Below are 11,993 nucleotides of genomic sequence, written 5' to 3' on the forward strand. Positions count from 1 at the left end.
TAAGTATGTTCGTTACAATTAGGGGGAGCAAGTATGAAATCAGATAAAATTTCAGAGGCTGTCGTACGGAGGTTACCCGTATATTTACGTTATCTGAATGCACTTCACAAACGGGAGGTGGCTACGGTCTCTTCTCAAGAGTTGGGACAGAGGCTAGATTTGAACCCGGCCCAAATCCGTAAAGATCTCGCCTATTTTGGAGATTTTGGTCGGAAGGGTATCGGTTATGATGTTTCTTATCTAATTGAGAAAATACGCCATATCCTGAAAATCGATCAGCAAATTAATGTAGTATTGGTCGGAGCGGGTAATCTGGGGCAAGCTCTTTCGAATTATAACGCTTATTTAAAAGACAATATGAAGATTGTAGCGGTATTTGATGCGTTTCCGGATAAGGTAGGGACCAAGATCAATACATTGGTCGTGCAACCGATGCATGAACTGGAAGCGACTGTGAAAGAAAAAAACATTCGAATCGGGATTATTACCGTACCTGATTTTGAAGCACAGCACGTGGCTGACAGGCTTATTGAGAGCGGAATTGGAGCGATCCTTAACTTTGCACCGACTACTCTCAAGGCACCGGCCAACATTCGGATTCATGCCACAGACTTTACAACTGATTTGCTTAGCCTCGCTTATTATTTGGAGGACGGAAAGGAAGAAACACAATATGACAGTGAATAAATGGATGATTAAAAACGGCTCTTTTGCCGTAAATGGACCAGAATCTGGGGTAATCCATGGTTTTATGATTGTGGAAGATAGCCGCATTACTTACATTGGCGAGACTTTGCCTTCGGGTGAGGAAGAGACGGAAGCGATCGATGGTAAGGGGCTTTTGTTTTTACCTGGTCTGATTAATACTCATGGTCATGCGGCGATGTCTCTGCTGCGTGGGCATGGAGATGACTTGGCACTTCAAGTATGGCTTCAGGAAAAAATGTGGCCTATGGAAGCCAAGTTTACATCTACGGACGTGTACTGGGGTACGTCGTTGTCTGTGCTGGAAATGCTGAAAGGTGGTACAACGACCTTCCTGGACATGTACGATCATATGGATGAGGTGGCTCGTGTAGCTGAAGAGTCAGGTATTCGTGCAAGTCTGATGCGTGGAGCAATTGGACTATGTTCGGAGGAAGAACAGCGAATCAAGCTGGCTGAGGCCGTGACTTTTGCGCGTAACTGGCATGGTAAAGCAGACGGGCGTATTACAACGATGATGTCACCGCATGCGCCATACACCTGTCCACCTGCGTTTATTGAAAAATTCGTACAAGCTGCGCATGATCTGGATTTGCCACTGCATACACACATGTCTGAGACGATCGCCGAAGTGGAGCAAAACGTACGAGACTACGGTTTGCGTCCAGTTGCACACTTGGATAAGCTTGGCTTTTTCTCCCGTCCCTCGCTTGTTGCCCATGGCGTTCATTTGAACGACGAAGAAATAGCTTTACTGGCTGAACGTGGTGTAGCGGTTTCGCACAACCCAGGTAGCAACTTGAAGCTGGCAAGTGGTGTGGCAAGAGTGCCTGAATTGCTGCGTGCAGGGGTTACCGTTTCTCTCGGAACGGATGGTCCTGCCAGTAATAATAACCTGGATATGTTCGAGGAAATGCGTCTGGCAGCACTTATTCACAAGGGTGTATCTGGTGACCCTACAGCAGTTCCTGCGAGTGAAGCGCTGCGTCTGGCAACAGAATACGGTGCAAAGTCAATTGGTTTAAAAGAAGTAGGAGCGTTGGCAGCAGGCAACAAGGCTGACTTTATCGCGCTGGATCTGAATCAGGCACATTTCTTGCCGCGTACAGATCTTATTTCCCATGCGGTATACTCAGCAAGCGCCAAAGACGTGGTTCACGTATGGGTAGACGGTCGTCAGGTTGTGAAAAACGGCGAATGCCTGACTATGGACGAGGAACGCATCAAACATGAGGCACAAGCCGCCTTTGAAGGGCTGCTGTCGCGCTAATTCAGGTGTCACATCCCCTTAGAGAGGAAGCACGGGTTTGAAAAATAAGAAAAAGTGGATAGCGGTCGCCATTTTGGCCGTAATACTGATCCTGGTCAGCATTTTCTGGTATTATTCCTATGTTACTCAAGACCAGGTGGCTGAGAAAAATGCCGCTATCATTAAGGCCAAGCAATCAGGTGGTCTGGTTAGCACGACTCAAACATGGAAGTCTGTGTGGGATCAGGTATATTGGGTGGTTCAAGGGAAAAATGCACAGAATGAAAATATAATGGTGTGGGTTCCTTTTCAAAAAGTGGAGGGACAACCTAACGTACCTGCCGCAGATAATAGCGGTGTTCACACCGAGTTGCTGAAGAACGGAGTCGATGAGCAAAAAATGACGTCAATAATTCAGCAGCAGCTTCCAGGTGCAAAAATTGTAAGGCTTCAGCCGAGTGTGTTCAATGGCGAATATGTGTGGCAGTTGTTTTACGATGATGGAAGTCATCATTACTACACCTTTTATCGTTTCTCAGATGGGGTGGCGACGGGTGTAAAGTATACTTTGCCCAATAACTGAGCTGGTTGAGGATTAGCAGATGTGGAATAAATGACTAGTAAATAATTGAAAGCTTAAGAAAAAGACGTAAATGCGATGAAATTCGTATTTACGTCTTTTAGTCTTGCTATGCCGTAAAGTGGGCTGAAAGCCAGTGAAGCATCTTTACCTATCCATCTTCTCTCCTAGGGCAAATTCATCTTTATGGCGGGCAGTACGGAGTGGAGGATTTGAATCTGGAGAAGCGGAGCGTTCGCCTTTGCCGCCGGATTTTCTCCGTAAGAATATAATCGAGAAAAATCGGGTGGCAACAGCGATCGTAAGATCAAATCCTACGCTCAGCGTCTCGCCTCCACCTTAACCAAAGATTTTGCCTCATCACAACTCCTCCACACATTGCCTTCGATATTAGATATACGTTATGATATACTATATTTTATAAGTGATAGACAAAAATGATAGAAAAAAAATTGCTGATCGCTGTAAGATCATGCAATTTGGTTGTTTGTTGACATTCGTCCCGTTTCTTCTGGGTTTTACATTTTGAGAGGAGGATGTTGTTTGAAATTGCGTGCAGTTCCTATCGTTGTGGCGGCAGTTTTGGCAGCTTTGCTGCTATTTGGGGGATGGTTCATTTACCGTCAGGTTACAATGCAAAGCCCTCTGGAAAAACTGGTTTCTCAATATCCAGGCGTGACAAGCGCTCAAATAGATATTAAACAGGATCAGGTTGTATTGAAACTAGATCTCAAACCGCAGGCGGATGTGGCCGGATTAGTCGATGTGGTTAAGCAAAAAGGACAAACCATCATTGGCAGCCGTACCATTAAGCTGGATATTGAAGATCGTTCCAATTCAGCACTGAATCAATGGTGGTCTGAGGCTATGTTTCCTGTAGCCGAAGCGATGGAAAATAAAAAGTATACTCAAATTTCATCTACAGTTGAGCAGATGAAAAAGAAAAAGACGGGTATCAAAGCTGATACCGACATGGATTCGAACAATGTCTATATCCGACTCAGCGAAGGGAAAGCGACCAAGTTTATCGTTTTGCCACGTCAATCTCAGCAAATGGGGGTATGGCCTAATGCCTAGATGGATCAAGGAAACATTAATCGGCATAGTGCCGGTGACTATTATATTTCTCGTTTTTATTGGGGTGAATATTATCCCTCTTCTAGTTGCTGGCGTGATGCTCAGCGGCTTGTTAATGCTCATGCATGCACGTGGTGGCTTGGCCGTAGGTGCTGGGCAAGAACGTAAACGCAAAAAAAATGGTCCGGACAAACTGACTTTTGAGGAAATCGGTGGGCAGGAAAGCGCTAAGCAGGAGCTGCGTGAGGCCCTGGACTTTTTGAATCGACATGATGAAATTTCCAAGTTTGGTATCCGTCCATTAAAAGGTGTTCTGCTCACAGGTCCTCCGGGAACAGGGAAAACACTGATGGCGAAAGCAGCCGCACACTATACTAATTCTGTATTTGTTGCAGCCTCAGGTAGTGAATTTGTTGAAATGTACGTTGGTGTTGGCGCGGGTCGTGTCCGTGAGTTGTTTCGGGAGGCACGTACTCGTGCAGCCAAGGAAAAGAAGGAAAATGCGATTGTTTTTATTGACGAGATCGACGTAATTGGTGGTAAACGTGAGGGTGGGCAGCAACGAGAATATGATCAGACTTTAAATCAGTTGCTGACAGAAATGGATGGCATTTATTCGGCAGACACTCCGCGGATTTTGATCATTGCAGCAACAAACCGTAAAGAAATGCTGGACAGTGCCTTAACGCGTCCAGGGCGTTTTGACCGTCATATTCAAGTGGATTTGCCTGACAAGAAGGGCCGTCTTCATATTCTTAAAATTCATGCCAAAAACAAACCGATTCAGGAAGATGCGAATCTGGACAAAATTGCTGAGGAATCTTACGGGTTTTCCGGCGCACAGCTGGAGAGCGTGATGAATGAAGCGGCAATCTATGCGATGAGACAGGATCAGAAAATGATTGCGCAGAAGCATCTGTCGATGGCAATTGACAAAGTAATGATGGGTGAAAAGACAGATCGAGAATCGACGTTGGAAGAGAAAAAACGTGTAGCGATTCATGAACTGGGACATGCTATTATGGCCGAAATTGTTCGTCCTGGTAGCGTAAGCCAGGTAGCACTTAGCCCACGTGGGAAAGCGCTTGGCTATGTGCGCCACAATCCACAGCAAGAGCATTATTTATACACCAAGCAGTTCCTGGAGGAGCAGATCATGATCTCGCTCGCAGGGGCTACAGCGGAAGAAATGTACTATGGCGGTCGCAGTACCGGCTCAAGTAATGATTTTGAGCAGGCGCTGAACATCGTCCATACGATGATGACTTCCGGTTTGACTTCACTTGGCATTATTAACATGGAAATGGTAACCAAAGAAGAACTTATGCGGGAAAATGGCGAGATTATGGCTGACCTGCACACCCGAACTTTGGAGTTGCTGGAAAAGCATCGTCCTGTGTTCGACAACTCACTTGACATCCTGATGAAGGAAGAAACTCTGTCTGGAGACCAATTTAGATGTCAATTTAGTGAAAATGCTTTATTACCAGCATAATTTTTTATGCTGGTTATTTTTTTTTACTTTTAGTCCGTGCTAAGATATTATTATCTATTGGGACATAAACATGTATTTTTCGACAAAGAAGGATACAATATATGAGAGTGACCAGGAAAGGGTGGAGTAAAGAATCATGCAATTTAAAAAAATCGGCGTCATCGGCGGCGGCACCATGGGACAGGGGATTTCTGAAATGCTCGCGTCCAAAGGAATCGATGTGCTGCTGGTAGAGCAGACACCAGAGAAACTAGACTACGCCTACAATATGATTGAAACGAGTCTGGACAAACAACTGGAAAAGTGGGCAATTACTCAAGCTGAGAAAAAATTGATCTTATCCCGTATTCAAAAAGTAATCCATTTGGCGGAGCTCGGCAGCTGCGATATGGTCATTGAGACTATTACAGAGAATCTGGACGAGAAGAAAGCAGTGTTCCAAGAGCTAGACTATGTGTGTCCAAGCAATATTATTCTTGCAAGTAATACATCCACGCTGAGCCTGACCGAGCTTGCTAGCTCGACCAAGTATCCTGAGCGTGTTATTGGTATGCACTTTATTTATCCTGTATCCCGTATTGATCTTGTAGAAATTATTCGTGGTTTGAAAACTTCGGACGATACATTTGAACACACTAAAATGTTCGTGGAAGAAATAGTGGAGAAAAAAGGAGTCATGATTTATGAATCTCCTGGATTCGTAACAAGCCGGATTATCTGTCTGCTGATTAACGAAGCGGCCCATGTACTTCAAGAGGGCGTGGCTTCCGCTGAAGATATCGATGACGCTATGCGAATCGGCTATAACTTCCAAAGCGGTCCTTTGGAAATGGCTGACCGCTTTGGTCTAGATTCCGTTTTGGCTGCTCTGGAGCGTATGTTCCGTGAATTCGGCGAATTGAAATATCGTCCGTCCATCGTTCTGAAGAAAATGGTGCGTGCAGGTAATCTGGGCGTGAAATCGGGCGAAGGCTTCTTTAAGTACGACAAGGATGGTGACCGGATATGAAAATTCTCGTAATCAATGCAGGGAGTTCTTCCCTGAAATACCAATTATATGATATGACGGACGAGTCCGTTCTGGCAAAAGGATTGGTAGAGCGCATCGGTATGGATTCCTCCATTCTTACGCATAAGCCAACCAATAAAGAAGAATACACCGAAGTTAGCGAAATTTTGGAACATACTACAGCCATCCGTAAAGTGCTGAACGCACTCACAGATGCTGAACATGGTGTAATCTCCAGTACTAGTGAAATTCAGGCTGTAGGCCACCGTGTGGTTCATGGAGGCGAAATCTTCAAACAGTCTGCAGTTGTAACGCCTGAAGCGAAGAGTGAAATCCGCCGCTTGTTTGACTTGGCACCACTGCATAACCCTGCTTCCATGATGGGGATTAAAGCGGCTGAATTGAATATGCCAGATGTACCGCAGGTTGTGGTATTTGATACCTCGTTCCATCAAACCATGCCTGAAAAAGCTTATATGTACGCCATTCCAAGAGTGTTGTACAATAAGTATAAGGTTCGTCGTTACGGTGCCCACGGCACTTCCCATGATTTTGTAAGTAAGGAAGCTGCCAAATTCCTTGGTCGTCCTTTGGAAGACCTGAAGATTATCACTTGTCATATCGGTAATGGTGGTAGTGTAACAGCAGTTCAAGGCGGTTTGTCTGTTGATACTTCCATGGGTATGACTCCACTGGAAGGTCTTATGATGGGTACTCGTAGTGGTGATTTGGACCCAGCAATCGTACCTTATGTCATGAACAAAGAAGAATTGACTGTCAATGAAGTCAATTCCATGCTGAACAAGCATAGTGGACTTTTAGCTATTTCCGGTATCAGCAGTGACATGCGTGAAATCACAGAAGGTATGGAAAAAGGCGAAGCTAATTCTACATTGGCATTCGAAATGTATGAATACCGTCTGCGCAAATACATTGGATCGTATGCTGCCGCAATGAACGGGGTAGACGTAATTGCATTTACAGCAGGTGTAGGCGAGAACTCCATCGTTCTGCGTAAGAGAGTGTTGGAGCAATTGACATTCCTCGGTATCGAGCTGGATGAATCGTTGAATGCTATTCGTTCTGGCGAGCCTCGCCGGATTACAACTGCAAATTCAAAGGTAGAAGTACTGATCATTCCAACGAACGAAGAACTGGTTATTGCCCGCGACACGTTCCGTCTGGTTCAGTAGTTCGGTTCGAAAGTATAAACTTTATGCATGCGGACTTACGTTTGATTTCCGCATGCACCAAACAGCGAGAGCAAACAGCCTGACCCAGGGGGAAGGGCTGTTTGATTTTCGGTTAAGAGGAGAGAGACGGTCATGACGAATAAAAGTACGATTGCCCAAGTGGGCCGCCATGTAGGGGAAACGGTTACAATCGGCGCTTGGGTGAACAATAAACGATCTAGTGGTAAAATTCAGTTCCTGCAACTGCGCGATGGTAGCGGGTATATTCAAGGGGTTATCGTGAAAAGCGAAGTGTCCGAGGATATTTGGAATGACGCGAAATCCTTGACTCAAGAGAGCTCCCTTTACGTTACTGGAGTGGTGCGTGAAGAACCGCGTAGCCAATCGGGCTTTGAATTAACGGTTACAGGCATTGAAATTATTCATTTGACCGAAAACTACCCGATTACACCCAAAGAGCATGGTGTAGATTTCCTGATGGATCATCGTCACTTATGGCTGCGTTCCGCCAAGCAACGTGCTGTTCTGATCGTACGGGCGGAAATTATCCGTGCGGTACAGGAATTCTTTAACGGCAACGGCTTTACGAAGGTGGACCCACCCATTTTGACTCCTTCCTCTGCAGAAGGCACAACAGAATTGTTCCACATTAAATATTTTGATGAAGATGCGTATTTGACACAAAGCGGGCAGTTGTATATGGAAGCCGCGGCAATGGCGCTGGGCAAAGTATATTCCTTTGGTCCAACTTTCCGTGCGGAAAAGTCCAAAACACGTCGTCACCTGATTGAGTTTTGGATGATCGAGCCTGAGATGGCTTTTGTGGATCATGAAGAATCCTTGCGCGTTCAGGAGCAGTTTGTAAGTCATATCGTGCAGTCTGTTCTGAAAAACTGTGCGAAGGAGCTTGAAACAATCGGACGAGATGTTTCGAAGCTGGAGGAAATTCAAGGCGAATTCCCACGTATTACGTATGATGAGGCGATTGCCTTCCTTCAAGGTGAAGGGTTCGATATTCCATGGGGAGAAGACTTTGGTGCTCCTCATGAAACGGCGATTGCTGAAAGATATAACAAGCCTGTGTTCATTACACATTGGCCGACTCACATTAAGGCATTCTATATGAAACCAGACCCGACCCGTCCAGAGGTTGTTTTGTGTGCCGATATGATCGCTCCTGAAGGCTACGGCGAAATTATCGGGGGTTCCCAACGGATTGATGATCCAGCATTGATGGAAGAACGTTTTAACGAGCATAACTTGGCTCGTGAAGCCTACCAATGGTATATGGATCTGCGCACCTATGGTACCGTTCCGCATTCCGGCTTTGGATTGGGCCTGGAGCGTACAGTAGCATGGATTTGTGGACTCGATCATGTACGTGAAACGATTCCGTTCCCACGTATGCTGTATCGTTTGTATCCGTAACCGATGACCGGATCATTCGACAAGACATCAGCGGCAGAATGGGCGGAGGGAGTAGCCTTTGCTATGGAAGCCGGAATGGTCCAGATTCCCTACGCCCTGCTCAAGCATTATCGGACACTTCGGCTGACGGATGGTGAAATGCTGCTACTGATGCAGTTGCTTGCCTTTAAACAAGCGGAACGTAATGAATTTCCGACATGGGAACAATTGCAGTCACGTATCGGATGCACTGCGAACGAAATCGCACTCTATTTCAGTAAGCTCATGAAAGAAGGATTTTTGAGAATCGATTCCGTAGAAGACCGCAGCTCATCCGTACAATTCGAACGTTACAATTTGACGGGGCTGTACCGTAAGTTGGCAGAATGTATGATCGCTGAACGTAATGAGCAGCACGATGAAGATGACATTTTGTTTGCCGGAAAGCCGGATTTACTGAATGGAATATCAGAATCCCCGCTTACAGAAGAACGCAATTTGTTCACGATTTTTGAGAAAGAATTCGGGCGCCCATTGTCACCGATGGAATACGAGACGATCACTAGCTGGGTGGATCAGGATCGGTATCCCGAGGAGCTGATTTTGCTGGCTTTGAAGGAAGCGGTATTTGCAGGGAAGGTACATTTCCGGTATATAGACCGTATTTTGCTGGAGTGGAGCCGAAACCGTGTTCGTAATGCGCAGGATGCCAAAGAATACGCCCAGCGATTCCGTGGTGGCGGACGCAATTGATATATATCGGTCTAAATAGGCTTTAATGATAGAGGACACACCATTCCGTCAGGAGGGTGTGTCCTTTTTTAAATATTTTTTTTCGAAATATGCAGGGGAAGGAAATTTCCTGGCGTCTATAGTATTGGGAAGGGGGAGAGCGTCATTGATATAGAGAGAATCATTGAACGAATACGGTCCGGTGACCGGCAGGCGTTCCGTGAGATCGTAGAGCTGTACAGCAAGCATGTATTTCATATCGCCTATTCGGTACTGCATGACAGCAAGGAAGCCGAAGATGCCGCGCAGGAGGCGTTCGTTCAGGTGTACAAGTCTCTCCCCCAGTACCGGAACGAAGGATTTAAAACGTGGCTGAGCCGAATTGCGCTCCACAAAGCGCTGGATATTAAGCGCAAACAGGACAGACGACCCGCAGAGCTTATAGACGTGGCACAATCCCTTGTACAGCTCCCTTCCCGGGATGAGGATGTGGTGGCCCGTCTCATTCGCGAGGAGCAAACTGTAGAACTATCGCAAAAAATTGCCCAGTTGCCCCAGCAACATCGGGATATTATTCAAGCCTATTATATGCAGGGCAAAACTTACGATCAAATTGCAGAAGAGACGCAGGTAGCTTTAAAAACAGTAGAGTCGAGACTCTATCGGGCGCGGCTATGGATTCGAAATCACTGGAAGGAGGAGGAATGGCAATGACTGACCAACAAGATAAACCGTGGATTGAAGGGAAATCGAATGACTGGCATGCTTACATTGCAGGAACTTGCACGATAGAAGAATCTGCCCGGCTAGAAAAGCTACTGCTGGAAGACGAACAGGCGCTGATGTTATATCTTGTTGCACTGGAGCAACTGGAGTCAACTTTAAAAGATTATTCTGCCTGGATGGATACGGAGCGCTTCACAGATCAGGTAATGGCCGTTCTTCCCGAGATAGAAGCTGAACCGAGTCAAGTTATGTTCAAAAAACGCCGCTGGTTTGAAAAACCTGTGTTTCATTATGTTGTCGCCGCAAGCCTAACGTTGATCTTGTTGTCCAGTGGAGCCTTTGACAAAATGATGCCGCAAACAGGCGGAAAGCCGATTCCTCCAAAAGAACGCGTTTCTTACAGTGAAGAGGTCATGCGAGCTACAACAACCTGGCTCGATAAATTAAAGCCCTAAATCATCGGATAAAGGCTGAGATGAAAAAACTCAAAAATAACAACCTTCAATTGTGAACTTTATCAAAATCCCATAAATAGAAAGGAAGTGTAGCGATGCCTTATACGGAAAGAAGCAAGCTCTTGGCATTTCTATTGAACATTATTCCCGGTGTGGGACACTATTATTGGACACGAAAAGCCAATGTGTTTGTATACACCATTTTGTTTTTCGGATGTCTGGCAGGAGGATTATTTCTTGCATTCGTAGTAAGAGACGAATCGCCTTTATTATTCGGTATGTTTGTTGCCGCCCTTTTTTGGGGACTCAGCATGCTGCATATCATGATTAGCTTGTTGCGTTATGATCCTCGTGCAGTCGCTGCTCCATACCCCCCTCATGCAGGGCTCAATCCATATGATTTTTACTCGCAAAATGGACCTTATGGACAGGCTGGTTTAACAGGGGAGGTACCGGAGGGGGCAACACACGCAGATACGGATGTACCGGGAGTAGGAATGGGATATGGCCCGGGCTATAATAACCATTATCAACAAGGACACTATGGTATGGCAGGATCACCTGCTTTTCAAAGAGGATCGGAGAATGAACGCTTTTTTACGATTTTGCTGTCGTTCATTCCTGGATTGGGACACCTTCATTTGGGGCTAATGCAGCGTGGTTTGTCTTTTTTACTGTCCTTCTTTGGCTTTGGTGCGATTCTTATCTTTATTACTAGCATTACTAACGAATCCGGATTTTTGGCCTTTGCGGGCGTGTTGCCGATTATTTGGCTGTATTGCATGTTTGATGCGGTGCAGCATGTACATCGCAAACAAGCTGGAGAAATTCTTCAGGACCGGACTTTGTTTGAGGAACTGGAGCATGGAAGAATCGAGGGACGTCGAAGTAAAATGCTGGCTACCATTTTATCCGTATTTCCCGGTGCCGGACATATGTATATAGGTTTGCAAAAGCGCGGACTCCAACTCATGCTTTTGTTTTTAGGAGGCATCTATGTACTGGATGTGCTGCATCTTTCACTCTTTTTATTCTTGCTTCCGGTGGTTTGGTTTTACAGTTTTTTTGATGCATTGCAGCAAGTAAGCCGTTATGGACGGGAGCCGCTGATCGACAAACCTGTGATCGGTATGTTTGCACAATATCACCGCTGGGTAGGCTTGGGGTTACTATTGCTGGGCGCCTATTACATCTTAATCAACGTACTAGTTCCTACTCTGGATCGTCTGTTTCCAAACAGAGAGATTTATAATTTGGTTGACATGTATCTACGGACGATTATCGTATCCTTATTGTTGATCGGCGGTGGTATTTGGATGATGATTGGGAATTCCAAATCTAAACGAGTAAAGGAGAAGCAATAGA

At 45.7% G+C, this 11,993-nt stretch carries 12 protein-coding genes; all 12 read left to right on the forward strand.

The window, feature by feature from the left end; translation table 11 throughout:
* Positions 1–33: 33 nt before the first annotated feature.
* Complete coding sequence (locus tag NLX74_RS08350; RefSeq protein WP_254328423.1) at positions 34–687, forward strand: redox-sensing transcriptional repressor Rex; 654 nt, start codon at positions 34–36, stop codon at positions 685–687.
* The gene (locus tag NLX74_RS08355; protein ID WP_254328424.1) at positions 674–1,975 is read left to right on the forward strand and encodes an amidohydrolase; all 1,302 of its coding nucleotides are present in this window, start codon (positions 674–676) and stop codon (positions 1,973–1,975) included. Before NLX74_RS08350 ends, NLX74_RS08355 begins: the two co-directional genes overlap by 14 nt.
* Positions 1,976–2,012: 37 nt before the next feature.
* Positions 2,013–2,537 carry a cell wall elongation regulator TseB-like domain-containing protein gene (locus NLX74_RS08360; RefSeq protein WP_254328425.1) on the forward strand — a complete coding sequence of 175 codons (525 nt, stop codon included), beginning with the start codon at positions 2,013–2,015 and terminating at the stop codon, positions 2,535–2,537.
* Positions 2,538–3,077: 540 nt separating this feature from the next.
* Positions 3,078–3,611, forward strand: coding sequence for a hypothetical protein (locus NLX74_RS08365; protein ID WP_061829183.1), 534 nt, complete (start codon positions 3,078–3,080; stop codon positions 3,609–3,611).
* On the forward strand, positions 3,604–5,106 hold the full coding sequence (locus NLX74_RS08370; RefSeq protein WP_254328426.1) for an AAA family ATPase: 1,503 nt from the start codon (positions 3,604–3,606) through the stop codon (positions 5,104–5,106). The genes NLX74_RS08365 and NLX74_RS08370 overlap by 8 nt, the downstream gene beginning before the upstream one ends.
* A 136-nt stretch (positions 5,107–5,242) precedes the next feature.
* A complete protein-coding gene (locus NLX74_RS08375) occupies positions 5,243–6,115 on the forward strand; it encodes a 3-hydroxyacyl-CoA dehydrogenase family protein (RefSeq protein WP_061829181.1) in 873 nt (290 codons plus the stop codon).
* Positions 6,112–7,308 (forward strand): acetate/propionate family kinase, encoded by a 1,197-nt coding sequence (locus NLX74_RS08380; RefSeq protein WP_013310675.1) that lies wholly within the window; start codon positions 6,112–6,114, stop codon positions 7,306–7,308. The genes NLX74_RS08375 and NLX74_RS08380 overlap by 4 nt, the downstream gene beginning before the upstream one ends.
* A gap of 132 nt (positions 7,309–7,440) precedes the next feature.
* A complete protein-coding gene (gene asnS, locus NLX74_RS08385; RefSeq protein ID WP_254328427.1) occupies positions 7,441–8,736 on the forward strand; it encodes an asparagine--tRNA ligase in 1,296 nt (431 codons plus the stop codon).
* Between the two features lie 3 nt (positions 8,737–8,739).
* Positions 8,740–9,468, forward strand: coding sequence for a DnaD domain-containing protein (locus tag NLX74_RS08390; protein ID WP_069289808.1), 729 nt, complete (start codon positions 8,740–8,742; stop codon positions 9,466–9,468).
* A gap of 204 nt (positions 9,469–9,672) precedes the next feature.
* Positions 9,673–10,161: an RNA polymerase sigma factor gene (locus NLX74_RS08395; protein ID WP_254328598.1), complete on the forward strand. Its 489-nt coding sequence runs from the start codon at positions 9,673–9,675 to the stop codon at positions 10,159–10,161.
* Positions 10,158–10,628 (forward strand): hypothetical protein, encoded by a 471-nt coding sequence (locus tag NLX74_RS08400; RefSeq protein ID WP_254328428.1) that lies wholly within the window; start codon positions 10,158–10,160, stop codon positions 10,626–10,628. Before NLX74_RS08395 ends, NLX74_RS08400 begins: the two co-directional genes overlap by 4 nt.
* A gap of 95 nt (positions 10,629–10,723) precedes the next feature.
* Entirely contained in the window at positions 10,724–11,992 is a 1,269-nt protein-coding gene (locus NLX74_RS08405; RefSeq protein ID WP_254328429.1) for a multi-tm2 domain protein, read from the forward strand.
* Position 11,993: the final 1 nt, after the last annotated feature.

The sequence above is a fragment of the Paenibacillus sp. MZ03-122A genome, from assembly GCF_024213325.1.
Classification (GTDB): domain Bacteria; phylum Bacillota; class Bacilli; order Paenibacillales; family Paenibacillaceae; genus Paenibacillus; species Paenibacillus polymyxa_B.